We start from the raw sequence: 17,714 nt of genomic DNA, 5'->3' as shown, positions 1-17,714 counted from the left end.
GCCCGGCGCAGACTTAGTTGATGGCGTGACTGATGACGCTTTGCGGTGGAGTAGAGCGCAGTGCAGAGCTGCTGCTGCGATGCTCGCTGACCTGGAGAGAAGGCAGGCGGTTAGGTCCGCTTTCGAGGAGGCATGGAGCAAGTGGGGATCGGGCGAGGGTAAGGGCCGGGTCCCGGTTCCCAAGCCGACCGGTTGGGTTAATTCCGTCGATAACTTCGCTGCGGCAGGACTTCCGGTGCCGATCCTCCTTGAATGCCTTGATAAGGCAATGAGAACCGAGAAACTTGCACCGGATTCCATCTTCCGATACATGTGTGGAATAGCGTGGAATAAAGTGACGGAACTTCAAGAAGCGACGGCTGGCATCCTCATCTCTTCCGACGATGACGGCGACGCTGGAGATCTGCAACCCGCAGAAGATTTCGCGAAGGAACTATTGCAGTATTTTGAAGATGATGAGGTTGAACGGTTCACTGCGGTAGCAACCGACCTAGCGGAGGAGTCAGCCGACAACATCAAAAATACGGCCGTCTTGACGCAGGCTCTTGACGGTCTATTGTACGAGCGTCACTTTGTGCGACATGCAATATCGGGCCTTCTCGAAAACCTGCCCAGTGAAGAAAGGGCTAGGTACGGGGAGGCAGTGAATGCCGAGGGTCGGGACAGCTCAGAGTCCGAGCGACTTGCCTCCATGTTGTGGCACGTTGCCGCCCAGCTTGCAACCGAGTTCTTGATGCGGCTGCCGAAGGCTGAACGGATTGAGTGGCTACAGGGGGCTGAGGCGGGCTCGCCTTACGCTGCTCCGCACATGCTTCTCGTATCTGCGGCTAGAGCCGCCCGACTATGGAAGTTTGAAGGCCGCGTGGCCACCGGTATGTGCCATGGTCCCGGTGACCATGGTGGGCGATGCCCCACGAAGGCTAAGTATAAGGTTTGGTACGAGGCCTGCGCGGATTGCCAAGTAAGATGTGTTGGTCACGTCGACTACTGCGAGAGGCACTTGGGACAGCTTGTCGACAATGCACCGGATGGGTCGAGCAACATCGCAAACTATGAGGAAATTTCAGATGACCCTTGGGCGTTCTAACTTTGCACAGTTCGCCCGACGACGGCTTTCGTAATTGTAGTAAACGCGGCGGCTCCAAAAGTTGCCTCGATTCCGCGACCGGTCGGCGTAACCGATCACGGGGATTTCGAGGCTCTGCCCCTCGATACCGGTAGCACGTCCCCGACGAGTAATACTTCGGGGGCCCGGGGGATCGACCAGCTCAGCCACCCGATCGGGATATGACTGAACCGGTTCGGTGCTGGGCTGGTCATACTCAGCCGCGCCCATAGGACGAGGCGGTACCGCATCGCTCCCAGGCGAGCCGCCCCCAGTCGCCACATATTGGGGGTGGAGGCTTCACCACGGAGGCGATCAACGCGCCTTTCCGTAAAGATGCCCGGACTGGGGAGACGGGCGGTGGCCGATACTTCTGCTGCTCAGATCAGGTCAAGCTCGACGCTGACACTTGACTGCTGTCCTCAAGCCGGGAGAATGGGCCCCTGTCGAAGAAGCTGCCGGAAGAACCGAACTTTGACTGTGTCGTCGCTACAGACTGGGGCTACCGGAACCAACAGATCTGGACGCGAGAGTCGACAGACGTATGGACCAGCAGCTCATACGGGTACCTCAGTTGGGCCGAACTCCAAGAGCAAGGCGAGATCACCATCCTGACGCCAAGCAACCCTGACGCATTCGAGGCCGGCCGCAAGGAAGGCCGGTTCGAGGTGTTGCGAGAGGTTGATGCAAGCCTCAGGAAGATCGGCGAAGCCACGTACAAGATTCAACAGTGATGCGCTGGCCTACGCCCGAGTCAGCGCCGCTTGGGTGACTAACTGAGTTACAACACGACGCTACGAGGACGGACGAGCACGGACGTCGGCGGACCGTCTCCGCAGTTCATAGCGGGGAAGCCCACAGCTGAGTACGCCATGATCGTTCCTTGACAGGGAAGAGTTAGCAGGCCCTAGGCTCGGCGATCTTGCCGACCATCGCCCTAGCAGTGGCGATCGACATCGTAGTGGATTCTATCGGTGCGATGTCCCAATGGTTGATTCACTGCCCGTGGTGTGCGTCAATGATGATCCTGATGATGCGGTCGAGTTCTGCCCAATCCTCGTCTGGGAGTGGGCCTCCCCGAGCTATGGCGGCCTCAGCTTTACGCTGAAAGTTCCGCTGGATGGCCCGTTTGTTCGTCACTTCGCCCTGGTAACGCCCAAGGCGGCCATCGAAGCCTTTCAGCTCTACAGGAAGCAAGTTCCCATCGTCTCCTGTCAGGACGTCTCGGCCCACATACATCTCGATGCTGCAAGCAACACCGTTGACGTCCGTTGTGCGCAACATGCCGCCAGCAGACATGCGAGAGCCGGGAGGGTCGACAGTGGGGTACTCCCTCCCCAGGTCTAAGGTGGGGTACCGCCGAATAGCGATGTTATCTGCTACGTCCCTCTGGTTCAGCGACCGCAGCTCGTGTTCCGCTGCGGTGTCGTTATCGAAGAGCGCTACAACCCGGTTCGAGACTCCGGCAGAAGAGAACGCTTTCACCATCCGTACCAGTGCTGACGCTCCACCCTCAGGCTTAGCCGGCGAGCGAAAGTCCATGAACTTGATCAGATCGCTCATGTGAGGATAGAGGACTTGCAGGGCTGCGCGGAGGATCGCTACGTCGGTAGAGCCTTCCGTCAGCACCACAGTTGGCGAGTATTTAGAGCCTGCCGCCTGGAATGCTCGAAGGGAGTCAGAAACCGCTGTGGTCGCGTTCGTCAGGGGTTGGCTAAGCAGGTCATTGGGGATACGAAGCGTGACCTCTTCTCGCGGGAAGGCGAGAAGTAGTAGTCGGAATGCAATTAGGCAGTCCAAATCGCGGAGCAGTCCCACAAGCCATTCGATGCGGTCAGGGGCGATACCTACCATCAATCCGCGGTGTGCCTCACGCTTGGCTGCAGCCCGTACCAGCGAGATCCATTTTGGCAGGTCTAGATTGAGTAGAATTAGCTCTTGCCGAGCGTGATCTTCGAAGTGCCGCCATCTCTTCTCTGTCTCCTCCCACAGTGGATCGGGATAGAGAATATCTAGATCGGAGACTTCCCGATCCTTGCCGCCGGCTGATAGGGACTGCGTCAGTTTCGCGTCAAATGCCGCCTCAGCCTCGGCTGGGCCAATGCCTAGAAGGTCTAAGCGGTCAGCTATCTGCTGAGCCGGCATCCTGTAGCGAGTCTCTCCCACTGAATGCTCCACCGCGTCGTCGCGAAGCGCGATGAGGAGTCTCGGCAACTGGTCGCTGCCGACGTTGAAGACTCTGTGGTGGCCGATCTCCAGTCGAGTCGACCTCAGTCGGATGCTAGCCACGACAGGAGTAAGAACAGCCTTCCACGGCTGGGGTCGGCGTTTGCCGAGCCACCAGAGGCGCACGGACCGAGTCAACGACCGAGGGCTCCGTCGCACTGTCAGTGCCACCATCGGGCTGGTAGGTGGGAGTTATGACCAGCTGTTTGCTGCATACAACGCACTGTAGGCCGATCCTGACCTACCGTGCGGCTATAGAGGGCTCGGCCGTTGCCTGTTGCCCACGGCGTGGGGAAGATCAATAAGGCATCGACGATCATTAACACTGCCGGCACTGTCATCCTTGCGGCGTTCGGCGGAGGAATGACCGTGGCTGGCCAGGGCGGTGACTTGTCGGCCGTACCACTGCCGGCAGCCCCTTATGCAGCGCCGGGAGCGTGAGTCATGACCAGCGATCCGATCGATGACGAACTGAACCGGATGGCCGGTAACCCGAAGGTGGCCAAGGCGATCAAGGAAGGCCTTGAGCGGCTGGGCAAGGGGGCCGCCGGGCCAGACCTGCAAGAGATGGCGTAGGAGCTGCTGGCCGGGCGGACCAGCTTGCGGACTGTCGGTGCCAGCTCGGCCTATGCGGCGCAGCTGACTTCAGCCACTGAGGCCTTCACCAGGTGGCGCGCCGAGCTTTCACCTTAGGAGCGTCTGGAGATGGAGCGGGCGGCGAAGGAAGAGTTCGGTGCTGGAAGACGCGGGACCCTCGATAGAGTAGGCGACGAAGATCGCTAACCATTGACGAAGCAGGGCGGGGACGTTCACGCAGCACCTCGGCACCTGAGTTGTCAGCTGCCGGCTCCCTGGGTGACTAAGTGAGTGACAATCGCCAGTGATTTCGCCGGACACCGGTGGACGGCGGTGGACGCTTAAGAGTAGCTCAAACGGCCAATGTGCCTGGCTACACAAGATCCAAAAGTGCCTGGGGTCAAGGAGTCCCTTAGGGGACAGTAGGGCGGAGCCCGACGTACCACCCGGACCCTGATAGGACCGGTCACGGCTCAATCCGAATGAAGGTCCCGGCCGTAGCTTCGTACACGCAAGCGATGTTGACGCTGCGAAGCAGGTCCACCAGGTCCGGCCCTGGGTCGGAGGGCAGCAGGACGGCGCGGGACTGATGTTCGACATGCCGCGCGTAGTCCAGCACCTGGCCCAGCGCCAGCCGGACGTGATGCCGTGCGGCCGTACTCTTCGCCTCGACGAGCTCGAACCGGCCGCCGTCATAGAGATCCGTGTAGAGAGCATGCCCAAGGTGGGGGAGCCGGATTTCCTTGCGGGTAACCGTTGAACCGGTCGCCTCGAGCCACGCGGTGTAGCGGCGGACAAGGTCCGCCTCGCGTCGTTCTGCGATCGTGGGCTCTCTCCGTGGCTCCGTCTGGAACGTCTCCGCTTGATAGGCCTCCATCGGTACATCCCGGACCGATGGCTTCGTGGCCGCTGGTGCCACATTCGAGCTTGTCGGTTCCTCGGCGTTCACCGGTAGAAGCCGAAAGACGATGACCTTCCGCAAGTCGCCCAGGCGGTCCGACGCCTCCTCTGGGTACCAAGGATGGTCCGTGTCAACGCGGAACTCGCCGACATAGCGCACACGAGACCGGCCTGCCTCCCTGAACAGCCGCGGTCGGAGCCCGAGCTGCTCGTGGTCGCGTAGCTGCAGATTGCCCCGAGTGAAGACCTGGTCCTCGAGCTGTCCCTCCCCGGTGTAGTGGAAGGCGCCGTCCGACTTCCAGTCGTCGAAGTTGTAGCCGTATCGGGTGCCAGCGGAGGACGAGAAGAGCAGCAGGTTGTCGCTGTAACGAACTCGAGTCATGCCGTTTTGACGCGAGCCGCCGCCTACGAGCTCGTGAACCTCGCGACGCGACAGCTCGTCGCCAGGGCTAAGATCCCATGCCATGTCGGGACCGTACGGCACGCGTCCGACACTCTTGGTGGCCCCGCGCTGACCATCCGCGGCAAATGCGTGGCAACGAGCTGGCGGCTGATAGCGTTTGCGCAGCTACGGTGGGGGAGCGGCCCCGGCCTTCAACACCGGTGTGACGCGGTATCCGGGTCAGGCGGGTTCGATTCCCGTCCGCCTCCGCCAAGCAGCCCGCACCCCGCCTGAGCTGCTGAAAGCGCTCAGATCAGGGTGCGCGAGTCGTCCTCCGCCCGGTACCACCGAGTCGCGCTCAGGACCATCACGGCCCACTGCTCGCGGCAGATCCGCGGCAACGTCTGGCGATGGTCAGGCTTCGGCTGCCTCGTCTCGCTCGTCGAGTGCCCGCTCGATCCTGCGCCGCGCGGCTTCCTCCTGGCCGTCGATGCACTTGGCGTAGACCCGAAGCAGCACATTGACGCTGTGGCCCGCTCGGCGACCTGGGTCGCCGGTACCCCGGCGTTCAGCCCCACAGCGACACGGCCGCGTGGCGTAGGTCGTACGGCGTGCTGCGAGGGGAGAACGCTGCTGTGCTTCCGTGAGCGTCTCCACACGGGCGCGACGCCGCGCACGGTCGGTGGCATCGGCACGAACTCGGCCCCGTGTATTTGACGGCATTGGGTCTTGAAGCGACCGTCAGGCTCCTCGCAGAAGGACGAACGGTACGTCGGCGGGGATCCCTTCTGCGGTGCGGCAGGCGACCACGACAAGCCACATCGCGCCCGACCTGACCTGATCCCGGACCGCGCATCGGTGGTTTCCGGGGCCGTAACCGCTCACCATCGCGTCGCCGGCCAGCGTGTCGAGGGTCGGCAGGCGGACGAGGTACTCGCCGGTGCCGACACGCTCCACCGTGTTGTGATCACCGGTGGAGTTGTACTGGTACGCGAGGTCCGGCTGATAGAAGGACACAGTCGGCCGGGTGGCCCGAAGGTAGGCGCTCGGCTCCTCGGACCGCGGCGGCCGGCCCGGGGCCGTCAGCGCGAGGTAGGTGTAAGTCAGCGCAAAGGTAGCGTTCACGGCGACGCCCGCCGGTGTCCCGCCGGGGGTGGGAGAGACGCTCACGGTGAGGGAACCGGCGCTGAAGCAGGCGACCTCGATATCCGTACCAGGAACGTCCCGGTCCATGATCGCCACAACGTCGGTAACGCCGCAATAAGCGCCGTGCCCGGCGCCGTTCACCTCGGTGATCACCGCGACGCCGCTGGAATGGAGACCTGGAAGCCACACGGTGTATCGCCCGATGTCGGTGCGTATGACGTAGTCGATGTACCCGGTGGAGTCGTTGGAGCCCGGTCCGGCCGCGTACCATTGCCGCGCCGGATGTACCGCCACGTCGTTCACCACGTACGCATGCCCGTACGTGGCGCCGACCATCTTGACCCCCTGCGCGGGCGGGGACGGCAACGCCGCCGCCGCGGGCGTGGCGCCCCACAACGTGACCAGCGTCGCCGTGATCGCCAGGGCGGCTGTGGTCGTCTGTCGTTGAGCCATCGTCATCGTCCTCCCATGCCGGTGCGAGGGCACCTTGTTCTGTCGACATCAAGACGGCACGCTGGCGCCTGCCCGGCGGCGGCGGCGAGCCTTTGTCGACAGGATGGCCGCGCCCGTCATAGCGGGATCAAACCAGCTTCAAACCGGCCGCCGCGGCGCCGGACCACCCGGGAGGCAACCATGCCCGCTCTGGCGACCAACCCGTTCGCCGGCCGGGTCACGATCGTCCTGGCCGCCGCCGGCTACGGCAAGACCCGTGCGGTACGCGCGTGGCTCGGCGACACCGCAGCCACCTGGCACAGCGGCGCCGACCTCGCCGGCGAGGCGGCCACGGGCGACGGCGATCGGGTCACGGTGGTGGACGACCTGCACCTGGCGTCCGCCGGCGCGCTGGCGGCGTGGCTGGCGCCGGCGCTGAAGGCGGGTTCCCGCCTGATCCTGGTCACCCGCAGTCCGGTACCCGGTGCTGTGCTGAGGTCGTTTCCCGATGTGGCCGTCGAGGTGGGGCCGGCCCGGCTCGCCTTGACGCCGGAGCGCACGGCCCGGCTGTTGCGTCGCCGCTACGGCCTGGCCGACCGGGACCTCGCCGCGCGGGTGCACCGGCTGACCTGCGGCTGGCCGGTGCTCACCCACCACCTGGGCGCGGCCCTCGCGGCCGATCCTGCGCTTGCTGATGCCGGTGGCCCGAGCGAGGAGACGCTCGCCGTACCGGGCACGCCGGTCGCCGGGTACCTCGCCGCGGAGGTCCTGGACGTGCTGCCCGCGGCCGGACGCCGGCTGCTCGCCGACGCCGCCCTGCTCGGGTATATCTGTGCCGAGCTCGCCGCCGAGCTCGGCTACCCGCGGCCCGGGCAGGCGGTCGGGGAGCTCGCCCGGGTCGGCCTGGTCACGTCCCCGACCCCGGGCCACCCGTGGTACCGCCCGGTGCCGATGGTCGCCGCGGTGGTGGGTGTGGGCGGGAGGCGGCCGGCCAGCCGGTCCGCGCGGGTGCTGGCCGTCGCCGCCGACTGGCATGGCCGTAACAACCGCCCGGCCGAGGCGTTGCGGCTACGACTCGCCGCCGACGACCACGCCGGGTGCGCGTCCATCGTGGCCGCATACGGCACGGAGCTGCTCGCTGGTGGGGCAGCCACCGAGGTGGTCACCGCCGTACGCGCCCTGCCACCGAGGTTTCGCGACCACCGGATCGAGTTGCTGCTCGCCGAGGGCCTGGAGATCATCGGTGATTCAGCCGGTGCGGTGGCGGCGTACGCCGTGCTCGCCGGTGACGCCGAACGGCTCCCGCCGGCCATCGCCTGGCGGTACGGCGTCGCCGTCTACCTGTGGGGCGATCCGCGCCAAGCACTCGACATCCTGCGGCGCGGCGCCCTCGCCCGAGAGGACACCGCGGACGAGGCGCTGCTGCTGGCCTGGACGGCCGCGGCTCACTGGCTGGCCGGCGACACGGCATCCTGCCGGGACCGGGCCGTACGGGCGCACCGCGCCGCCGCCGCGGCCCGCGACGACCGGGCGCTGGCCACCGCCCACGTGGCCTTGGCGCTGTGTGCGAACCTGGATGGCGATCCGGTGGCGCTACGGACCCACTACGCGCGGGCGCTGGATCTGGCCGAGGCGGCGGGCGACGTCGTACAGGCGATCCGGATCCGCGCTAACCTCGCCGCCGGACTGGAACGCGAGGCCCGCTTCCCGGAAGCCCTGCAGATGGTACGCCCGGCGGTGGCGCTCGCCGAGCGCTGCGGCCATGCGAGCATGCTCGCGATGTCGCTGTGCAACGAGGCCGCCCTGCTGCATCGGCTCGGCCACCTCGACGACGCGGTCGGGCGGCACCGGCGGTCGGTCGAGCTCTACCAACGGATCGGCTCCGACAAGGTCGCGTACCCGCTCAACGGCCTCGGCGACATCCACCGGCAGCGTGGGCGGCACAGCGAGGCGCGGGCTGCGTACGAGGAGGCGGTGCGGGCGGCGACCCGGGACGGCAACAGGCAGAGCCTGGTCCCCGGATTGGCGGGGTTGGCGCGGGTGATCGACGGTGATCCGGCGGCCGCGGCCGAGATCGCGGCGCGGGCGCTCGGCGTTGCGGTCGGGCCGCAACGCACCGCGGCGCTCCTCGCCGCCGGCTGGGTCGCGCTGCGGTCCGGTGATCGGTGCTACGTGCAACGGCAGTCAATGGCCGCCGCCGACTCCGCGCGGTGCCACCGCGATCACACCGGGCTGGCCGAGGCTTTGGAGCTACGCGCGGCCGCCAGCGACCCGCATGAGGCCCGGCAGGCGCTCGCGGAGGCGCTGGCCATCTGGCGGAGCGGGGACGCGGTACTGGACGCCGGCCGGGTGAGCATTGCGCTGGCGGCACTGCCCGGGACGCGCGCCGAGGACCGGCTGGCCGCCCGGCTGGCCACCACCCGGCTCACCGCCGCGGGCGTCATGCTTCCCCCGCCGTCCCCGCCCGTCGTGGGCGAACCGGCCGCCGTGCGGATCCGCGTCCTCGGCGGGTTCACGGTGCTCATCGACGGCGAGCCGGTGCCGGCGTCGACCTGGAAGTCCCGCAAGGCTCGTGACCTGCTGCGTATTCTGATCGCCCGCCGTGGCCGGCCGGTGCCCCGGGAGGAGCTGATCGAGCTGCTGTGGGGGGAGGCGGCCGGCGATCCGGGCGTCGGACACCGGCTGGCGGTGGCGCTGTCCACCGCGCGCGGCGTGCTCGACCCGCGCCGCTGCGCTCCATCGGACCACTTCATCGCCGCGGCCCTGGCGAACCTGCGGGTGAGCCTCGACCGGCTGGATATCGATGTCGAGGCGTTTCTCCGGGACGCGGCCGACGGCCTCCGGCTGCTCGCTGACGGCGCGGGCGACGACGCCCAGATCGCGCTCGCCGCCGCGGACCGGCGGTATACCGGCGACGTCTACGACGACGAACCGTACGACGACTGGGCGCGGCCGCTGCGGGAACACGCCCGGGCGGTGCGCCTGGATGTCCTGCGCGCGATGGCCGATCTCCGCCGCGGGCGCGGCGAACTCGACGAGGCGGTGCGCTACCTGCGGCGGATCCTCGAGGTCGAGCCGTACGACGAGCGCGCGCACCGCACCCTCGTCGGTGTGCTCACGGACGACGGCCGGCACGGCGAGGCACGGCGAGCGCTCGCCCGGTACGCCGCCGCGATGCGGGAGATCGGCGTCGCGACACCCGTGATCCAGGCGTCCCCCACGTCCTTCTAGCAACGTGGGGAACGCCTGGATCATGGATGGGTTGGTGCTATTCGGGCGGCGGCGGCGGTGGGTTGACCGTAACCTGGCAGTCATTGCACTTGACCTTGATGATGATCTGGACCTGGCTGGGCCACGTTCCACTGGTCAGCTCGTCGAGCGTGAGGTCGAGGCTCGGCCCGTCGATGAGATGCACCATGGCGTAGCTGGGGACGCCACGCCCGCCGTCCACAGTGATCGACAGGTCGCTCGCCGGCACCGACCTGCCCAGGGCGTTCTCGGCCCGCCGTTTGAGGTTGCGCAGGGTAAGCGTCGGCGGTGCGGCGTCGACCGCCGCCACCTCGACGTACACCTCCTCCGCCGGGACGGTGGTCACGCTCGCCGCCTCCCCTACCGTGGGTGCCATGAGCAGTCCTCCCAGCATCGCCAGCAGGAGGGCGATCGCCGAGCCGATCCGGCGGTGCCTACTGTTGCCCTTGTTCACGGGGGATTCTCCTTCCGCCATTGCGCCGCCTGCAGTGGCGGCGACTGCCCACGAGGTTCGGCGGCGACGTCATGGCGCCGTCAAGTCCGGCTCAAATGGCAGCCCCGCTGACCCTCTCCCCGTGATCCACGCGTTCCTCAAGTCGTGAGTCAGCGTGTGGCAGCTCGTCAAGGAGTGCACCGGAAGGGCCTGTCGGCGCTGCGGGGGAGTGAGGTCAGCCGTGCGCGATCGAGCAATGCTCGGAACCTGTGGATGAGCGTTGGGAGGCGTACCCTCCCGACGAGTCCAGTCCAGGGAATCGAGTAGGCCCGCGTTGTTAGCGCGGGTTGGGAAGGGTACGCCGATGCTTACCGTAGTCACTGACAGCGAGCCGACGCCAGCGGACCTGACATCGTCGGTGGCCGACGTCGCTCCGATGGCGGCCGGATCGTCTGGTGGGTCGTTGATCGACGAGATCGTGCGGGATGGAGCGCGGCGGATGCTGGCCGCCGCGTTGGAGGCCGAGGTCGCCGCGTACATCGCCGCGCATGTCGGCGAACTGGACGAGCGGGGTCGGCGGCTGGTCGTGCGCAACGGCCATGCGCAGCCGCGGCAGGTACTCACGGCGGCCGGGGCGGTCGAGGTGGTCGCGCCGCGGGTCAATGACAAGCGCGTCGACGAGACGACGGGCGAACGGCTCCGGTTCGCCTCGCTGATCCTGCCGGCGTGGTGCCGCAAGTCGCCGAAGATCACCGAGGTGCTGCCGCTGCTGTACCTGCACGGTCTGTCCAGCAAGGACTTCGGCCCCGCGTTGGAAGGCTTCCTCGACACGGATGCGGGCCTGTCCGCGGCGACGATCACCCGGTTGACCGTGCAATGGCAGGACGAGGCCCGCGCCTTCGCAGACCGTGATCTGTCCGGTGCGGACTACGTGTATCTGTGGGCTGACGGCATCCACCTCAACGTGCGACTCGAGCAGTCGAAATTGTGCCTGCTCGTGATGATCGGCGTGCGGGTCGACGGCACCAAGCAGCTCGTCGCGCTGACCGACGGCTACCGCGAGGCGACCGAGTCGTGGGCCGACCTGCTACGCGACTGCAAGCGCCGCGGCATGCGCGCCCCGGTACTGGCCGTCGGTGACGGCGCGCTCGGCTTCTGGGGCGCGCTGCGCGAGGTGTTCCCCGAGACGAAGGAGCAACGCTGCTGGTTCTACAAGATCGCCAACATTCTGGCCGCGCTACCCAAATCGGCCCACCCCGCCGCCAAGAAAGCTCTCGCCGAAATCTGGAACGCCGAGGACCGCGAGCACGCCCGCCGCGCCGTCGCCGCATTCAAGCTCGCATACGGCGCCAAGTTCGCCAAGGCCGTCGCCAAGCTCACCGACGACCTGGACGAGCTACTGCGCTTCTACGACTACCCGGCTGAACACTGGGTGCACCTACGCACCACCAACCCGATCGAGTCGACCTTCGCCACCGTCCGTCATCGCACGAAGGTCACCGAAGGACCCGGGTCGAAGGCCGCCGGCCTCGCCATGGCGTACAAACTCATCGAGGCCGCACAGGCCCGCTGGCGTGCCGTCAACGCACCCCACCTCGTCGCCCTGGTCCGCGCCGGCGCCCACTTCGAAGGCGGCAAGCTCGTCGAACGTCCACAACCGGCCACCCCGCATGGCAGGGCGGCGTGACCGCCACCCGGCCGCTGGCCGCCACCACTGCCGAACTGCCCGACGCCCAAGCGCTCGTGTTCGAGTACATGGCCAGCACCCTGCACGAGGCGGGACACGCTCACTATGGATCTTGAACGGCGCGGTTACGTCTCCATCGGACCCAGGCCCTACCTCGACCGGTTCATCGCGGCGTACCGTCTCAGCGACGCGGACCGACGTGACAAGATCCGATCTCGCCCGGCCACCTACCAGATCGGAGACCAGCGGTTCGATCGCGAATTCCTGGTGCACCGGTCAGTCCTCCGCCCGCATGGCCAGTTTCGGTGTGCAGGAGACGCCGAAGCCGCCGACTTCTGCGCGGAGATCGTGGATGAGTTGGTGGCCCGATTCGCGGTGCCTCGCGAGGAAGCCGTCGCCAGAGTCAACCAACAGTGGACCCACATGTGGATCGTCGGACTCGATCTCGTCTATCACCGCACGCCAGATGACTGGGCAGCGCACATATACCAAAGGTGAGCTTCGGATGTCCCGCATGCCGCCAGACCATGGCCATTACCGGGTCGTGGCACACCCCCGACAACCGGTAGGTCACCGACTGGGCCACCGGCAAGCCCAGTACGGACAGGCGAGTGTTCGAGACCCACCAAGATCACTTATCCACAGGTATTGACAATTGCTCTGCGCGATCTGGGCAAGGTCTGTCACGGCCTCACCCGCCTGCTTTGAGTAGCTGCGGGACTTCGACCGGACGCTGCGAGCCGGAAACCACCCCGAGACGACGCGGTACAACTAAGTGCCGCGAACACCGTCGGGCAGGGTCCGGTAGTCGTTGATCTCCCAACCTTGGGACTGCCACTTGTCGTGGACTGTGCGGAGCGCCGCGACGTGCTACTCCGCAGGCATCGTCACGTGGGCGAAGCCGGCGAGGTCCCAGCGACCGTCGCCTGCGATCTCGCCGAATACGAACATTCGAAAGATCGGGTTATGTGATGGCGCGGTGATCTGTCGGATATCGCTTGCGGAACGCCTGGCCACCCGTCGGCGCCTCCTCTACAGTCACATTGATCGATGGCAATGTCCTATCTGGTCGGACCTTTGTGCTCCACTGTGCATTCCGTGGTGCGGGAACAGGGTCCCCGGTAGGTCTGCCTACACACCGGACATGAAAGAGGTGGACATGCGCAGTCGTGCATGGAGAATCCGCGCCCGGGCCGCAGTGGCAATCGCCGCCGGTGTCATGGCCTTGGCCGCGGGTGGCACTCAGGCTGCCGCCAGCCCGGCCGCCGTCGCCGGCTCGTCGAATTCGGCGGCGATCGACGTCGTCCATGGCCCGCTCAATCTCATTCTTCCGGGCGTCGAGGTCGGGAACCCCACCGGAGGGCTGGCGAGCGCCGACACCGTCACGGCGTTCCACGGCTTCAGCACCTTCCGGAGCATCAGAATCGAGTCCCAGGGCTTCGACCTCGAAGGACGCATCCAGGGTAGGCTCCGGACCCACAATTTCGAGAGCCTGTGGCAGGTCTACAACCTCCCGTCATCGTCCGGCTGGAGCGCGTGGGTGTTCAAATTCAAGCAGGACACCAGTCAGAGCGTCCTGAAGGAGACGTTCCACCGTGAAGAGCTGATCGATGTCAACATCGATATCAGCTTCAGGGTCTCCGCGGCCGCGTTGAGGAACGTTTCCACCCTCCGCGTCGGTTTCGAAACGCTGAGACTGGAACTTGACGGAGAGACCAAGGACTTCACGGTCGTCAACGGAGCCTCCGGCGGCGCCAGGGATCAGAACGGCAACGAGGTTCCGGTGGAATTCGAGCCGGTCTGACAGGCGAAGAGCGGCGATTGGTGCCGAGGCGTGTCCCGGCACCAATCGCGCGTCGAGACGACAAATGTGTCAGTCGAGGGGCCAGCATGCTATCCATTGTGAGCACACCGGTGTCACTGCGGGCGTGGCGGCGGAGAATGGCGAGATTCGCCGCGGTCGCCGTCACCACCACGGCAATCCTCGCGGCGCTCCTGGCCGGCGGCTCCGGCGCCGCATCGGCGGCCGGTGCGCGCTTCGTGCCGGAGGCCACCGATGCCGACTGGGACGGCGCCGTCGCCACCGTCGTCTTCCAGGAGGTGGAGGTGGCGTTGGAGAGTGGCGTCACCTCGATCTCCGTCAAGGCGACCGCCGACGTGGACATCGTCTGCACACGAGGCGAGTCGACGATCACCATCCACAGGTCCGCGACCGCCACGGAGGTCGACGACTATCCGATCAGCGACGACGGTACCGTCGCAGGCATCGCCAGGTTGCCGCTCAAGGTGACGGGGTTGCAGGTGCCCGGCTACTCTTGCGCGGCACAGCGCTGGTCCGTCACCGCCGTCCTGGAGGACTTCTGGACCGGCGCAACCCTCGTCCACAAGGCCTGATCCGGTAGGTTGGTTCTGCTGCATCGGCCGCGGAGGAGGAGCGCTGTGGGGCAGACGCCGGCGGACCCGCGGCGGCGGATCCCGCGGACCGACGCCGTGCTCGGCGATCCCCGCCTCGTCGCCGCCGCGGAACGGCTCGGGCGGGCCCCGGTCAAGGCCGCCGTCGTCGCCGCTCAGGGGCGGGCGCGGGCCGGGGACATCGATCCCGGAGACGTCGTCGCCGTCGCTGTCGCCGCGCTCCCGGCGGCGCCCGGTGGCCTGCGTCGCGTCATCAACGCCAGCGGGGTCGTCCTGCACACGAATCTCGGCCGCGCCGCGCTGTCGGCCGCCGCCGTCCGGGCCGTGGCCGCCGCCGCCGGGCACACCGACGTCGAGCTCGATCTCGGCACCGGCCGGCGGGCCCCGCGGGGCCGAGACGCGCTCGCCGCGCTCGCCGCCGCGGTGCCCGCCGCAGGCGGTGTGCACGTGGTCAACAACGGTGCCGCCGCGCTGGTGCTGGCCGCCACCGTGCTGGCCGCCGGGCGGGAGATCGTCGTCAGCCGCGGGGAGCTGGTCGAGATCGGCGACGGGTTCCGGCTGCCGGACCTGCTCGTCTCCACCGGCGCCAAGCTGCGCGAGGTCGGCACCACGAACCGCACGTCCGTCGACGACTACGCCGTCGCGGTCGGGCCGGAGACGGGGTTCGTGCTCAAGGTGCACCCGTCCAACTTCGTCGTGCGCGGGTTCACCCGGGCCGTGCCGGTGGAGCGGCTGACCGGGTTCGGCGTCCCGGTCGTCGCCGACATCGGTTCGGGACTGCTCGGTCCCGATCCGCTGCTGCCGGACGAGCCGGACGCGGCCACCACCCTGGGGCAGGGCGCCGATCTCGTCATCGCCAGCGGCGACAAGCTGCTCGGCGGTCCGCAGGCCGGGCTGCTGCTGGGGGAGGCCTCGCTGGTGAAGCGGCTGCGGCGGCATCCACTCGCGCGGGCACTGCGGGTGGACAAGCTCACCCTCGCCGCATTGCACGCGACCGTGACGGGTCCGGAGACGCCGACCTGGCAGGCTCTGCGGACAGACATCGACGACCTTCGGGTACGCACGGAGCACGCCGCCGCCACCCTCGCCGCCGCCGGGGTGCACGCCGAGGTCGTCACGTCGGTGGCCGTGGTGGGCGGGGGCGGCGCGCCGGAGCTGGAACTGCCGTCGTGGGCCCTGGCGCTGCCCGAGGGTTACGCCCAGCCCCTGCGTCTGGGGGAGCCACCGGTCGTGGGGCGGGTCGCGCGCGGCCGGCTGCTGCTCGATCTGCGCTGCGTACCGGCCGGAGAGGACGCGGCTGTCGTCGCCGCGGTCTCCGCCGCGGCGCAAGCGTCCACACTGCCGGCGGCGGAGTGACGATGCACGTCGTCGCGACCGCCGGGCACGTCGATCACGGCAAGTCGACGCTGGTCCGTGCCTTGACCGGGATGGAACCCGATCGCCTGGCCGAGGAACGCCGCCGCGGCATGACGATCGACCTCGGGTACGCCTGGACCACCCTGGACCCGGGCGGCACCGTCGCGTTCGTCGACGTCCCCGGCCACGAGCGGTTCGTGCCCACCATGCTGGCCGGGGTGGGGCCGGTGCCGGCCGCGATGGTCGTCGTGGCCGCCGACGAGGGCTGGATGCCGCAATCCGCGGAGCATCTGGCGGCGCTCGACGCCCTCGGGGTACGCCACGGGTTGCTGGTCGTCTCGCGCGCCGACCTCGCCGATCCGGGGCCGGCACTGCACGCGGTCGCCGCGCGGATCGCCGCGACCTCGCTGGGTGCGGTCGAGGCGGTCGCCGTCAGCGCGGTGGCCGGGACGGGCATGACCGAGCTGCGGGCCGCGCTCGGCCGGCTCGTCCTCGGGCTGCCCGCGCCGCCGGAGGAGCCCGTACGCCTGTGGGTCGACCGGGCCTTCACCATCCGGGGCGCGGGCACGGTGGTGACCGGGACGCTCGGCGCGGGCGAGCTGCGTACCGGTGACGAGCTGGAGCTGACCGGAGCCGGACGGCCGGTGCGGGTGCGGGGCCTGCAGTGCCTGGGCGAGCCGGTCGCGGCGGTCCGCGGCACGGCCCGGGTCGCCGTCAACCTGCGCGGGGTGGCCAGGGACGAGGTCGCACGCGGGGCCGCGTTGCTGGCGCCGGGGCGTTTCGTGCTCACCGACCTCGTCGACGTGCGGGTTCACGGCGATCCGGTGGCCGAGCTGCCGGGCTCGCTCACGCTGCATGCGGGGTCGGCCGCGGTGCCGGCACGGGTACGTCCCCTCGGCGCGGACACGGCACGTCTGCGGCTGGCCCGGCGCGTGCCCTTGCGCGTCGGCGACCGGGTGCTGCTGCGAGACCCCGGCCGCCACCACGTCGCGGGCGGGGTGACCGTGCTCGACGTCGTACCCCCGGCTCTGCGGCGGCGGGGTGCGGCCGCGGCCCGGGCGGTCACGCTGTCCGGGATGGACGGCGTGGCGGACCTCGCGGGCGAGCTGCGGCGCCGGGGTCTGGTCCGCCGCGACGACCTGGAGCGGATGGGGGTCCCGCCGGACGGCGAACCGGTGGCGGGCGCTTGGTTCGCGGACCCGGAGCACTGGGCCCGGCTGCGGGAGCGGCTCGCCGAGGAGGTCGGCGCCTACGCCGTGGACCGTCCGCTCGAACCCGGGGCGCCGCTGGAGGCGTTGCGGCACCGGCTCGGCCTGCCGGAGCGGTCGCTGGTGGAGGCACTGGTGGCGCCCCCGCTCGTGCTGCGGTCGGGGCGGGTCTCGGCCGGAACCACCGGCGTGCCGGCCGAGCTGGTCGCCGCGGTGGAGCAGGCCTTCGACGCCGCTCGGCCGTTCGCGGCGCCGGAGACCTACCGGCTGGCCGAGCTGGGGCTCGGGACGCGGCAGCTCGCCGCGGCGGTACGGGCCGGTCTGGTGGTCCGCCTCGCGGAGAACGTGGTGCTGCCCGCGGACGCGCCGGAGCGGGCGGTGGGCGTGCTGGCCGGCCTCACCCAGCCGTTCACCCTCAGCGAGGCCCGCCGGGCGCTGGACACGACCCGGCGGGTGGCGGTGCCGCTGCTCGGCCTGCTCGACCGCACCGGCGCGACCCACCGGCTGAGCGACGACCGCCGTACGGTCGCCTGAGCGGGGTTGGTGCGGATTCGGCCGGGGTAGGTGCGTGCCATGACCGCCACCGGCACGCTGAGCGCCGT

13 protein-coding genes and 1 pseudogene are annotated in these 17,714 nt (G+C 68.3%); 9 read left to right on the top strand and 5 right to left on the bottom strand.

Features of this window, described 5'->3' with window-relative positions:
- The first annotated feature begins 79 nt into the window (after positions 1-79).
- The gene (locus EDD30_RS01605) at positions 80-1,087 is read left to right on the top strand and encodes a hypothetical protein (protein WP_244945065.1); all 1,008 of its coding nucleotides are present in this window, start codon (positions 80-82) and stop codon (positions 1,085-1,087) included.
- A 1,014-nt stretch (positions 1,088-2,101) separates the two neighbouring features.
- Here the strand turns inward: EDD30_RS01605 and EDD30_RS38105 are convergent.
- Entirely contained in the window at positions 2,102-3,394 is a 1,293-nt protein-coding gene (locus tag EDD30_RS38105) for a hypothetical protein (protein ID WP_143163018.1), read from the bottom strand.
- A gap of 381 nt (positions 3,395-3,775) precedes the next feature.
- Between EDD30_RS38105 and EDD30_RS41335 the strand changes: the two genes are divergently transcribed.
- On the top strand, positions 3,776-3,907 hold the full coding sequence (locus tag EDD30_RS41335) for a hypothetical protein (RefSeq protein WP_280526117.1): 132 nt from the start codon (positions 3,776-3,778) through the stop codon (positions 3,905-3,907).
- Positions 3,908-4,373: 466 nt separating this feature from the next.
- On the opposite strand, the gene EDD30_RS01600 is transcribed toward EDD30_RS41335, so the two are convergent.
- The 3 genes and pseudogenes from EDD30_RS01600 to EDD30_RS01590 all read right to left on the bottom strand — a co-directional run bounded on the left by EDD30_RS01600 (position 4,374) and on the right by EDD30_RS01590 (position 6,788).
- Entirely contained in the window at positions 4,374-5,273 is a 900-nt protein-coding gene (locus EDD30_RS01600; RefSeq protein WP_071809401.1) for an SRA domain-containing endonuclease, read from the bottom strand.
- A gap of 342 nt (positions 5,274-5,615) precedes the next feature.
- Positions 5,616-5,915 (bottom strand): annotated as a pseudogene (locus EDD30_RS01595) (integrase); the annotation flags it as partial.
- A gap of 15 nt (positions 5,916-5,930) precedes the next feature.
- Positions 5,931-6,788: a hypothetical protein gene (locus EDD30_RS01590; protein WP_071809394.1), complete on the bottom strand. Its 858-nt coding sequence runs from the start codon at positions 6,786-6,788 to the stop codon at positions 5,931-5,933.
- A 180-nt stretch (positions 6,789-6,968) separates the two neighbouring features.
- On the opposite strand from EDD30_RS01590, the gene EDD30_RS01585 reads away from it, so the two are divergent.
- Positions 6,969-9,998 carry a tetratricopeptide repeat protein gene (locus EDD30_RS01585; protein ID WP_123678014.1) on the top strand — a complete coding sequence of 1,010 codons (3,030 nt, stop codon included), beginning with the start codon at positions 6,969-6,971 and terminating at the stop codon, positions 9,996-9,998.
- Positions 9,999-10,035: 37 nt separating this feature from the next.
- Here the strand turns inward: EDD30_RS01585 and EDD30_RS01580 are convergent, their stop codons facing one another.
- On the bottom strand, positions 10,036-10,470 hold the full coding sequence (locus EDD30_RS01580; RefSeq protein ID WP_071810331.1) for a hypothetical protein: 435 nt from the start codon (positions 10,468-10,470) through the stop codon (positions 10,036-10,038).
- Between the two features lie 415 nt (positions 10,471-10,885).
- On the opposite strand from EDD30_RS01580, the gene EDD30_RS01575 reads away from it, so the two are divergent.
- The 6 genes from EDD30_RS01575 to selB all read left to right on the top strand — a co-directional run bounded on the left by EDD30_RS01575 (position 10,886) and on the right by selB (position 17,646).
- Complete coding sequence (locus EDD30_RS01575) at positions 10,886-12,136, top strand: IS256 family transposase (RefSeq protein ID WP_394328335.1); 1,251 nt, start codon at positions 10,886-10,888, stop codon at positions 12,134-12,136.
- 105 nt (positions 12,137-12,241) lie between these two features.
- Positions 12,242-12,634, top strand: a complete 393-nt coding sequence (locus EDD30_RS01570; RefSeq protein WP_071810333.1) for a hypothetical protein — start codon at positions 12,242-12,244, stop codon at positions 12,632-12,634.
- Between the two features lie 646 nt (positions 12,635-13,280).
- Positions 13,281-13,940, top strand: a complete 660-nt coding sequence (locus EDD30_RS01565; protein ID WP_143163090.1) for a hypothetical protein — start codon at positions 13,281-13,283, stop codon at positions 13,938-13,940.
- Positions 13,941-14,038: 98 nt separating this feature from the next.
- Complete coding sequence (locus EDD30_RS01560) at positions 14,039-14,530, top strand: hypothetical protein (RefSeq protein WP_148088107.1); 492 nt, start codon at positions 14,039-14,041, stop codon at positions 14,528-14,530.
- 45 nt (positions 14,531-14,575) lie between these two features.
- Complete coding sequence (gene selA / locus EDD30_RS01555; RefSeq protein WP_123678013.1) at positions 14,576-15,904, top strand: L-seryl-tRNA(Sec) selenium transferase; 1,329 nt, start codon at positions 14,576-14,578, stop codon at positions 15,902-15,904.
- A gap of 2 nt (positions 15,905-15,906) precedes the next feature.
- Positions 15,907-17,646 (top strand): selenocysteine-specific translation elongation factor, encoded by a 1,740-nt coding sequence (gene selB, locus EDD30_RS01550; protein WP_071806804.1) that lies wholly within the window; start codon positions 15,907-15,909, stop codon positions 17,644-17,646.
- The last annotated feature ends 68 nt before the right edge of the window (positions 17,647-17,714 follow it).

The sequence above is a fragment of the Couchioplanes caeruleus genome (genome assembly GCF_003751945.1).
Taxonomy (GTDB): Bacteria; Actinomycetota; Actinomycetes; order Mycobacteriales; family Micromonosporaceae; genus Actinoplanes; species Actinoplanes caeruleus.
This window is presented reverse-complemented; position numbering and strand designations above follow the sequence as displayed.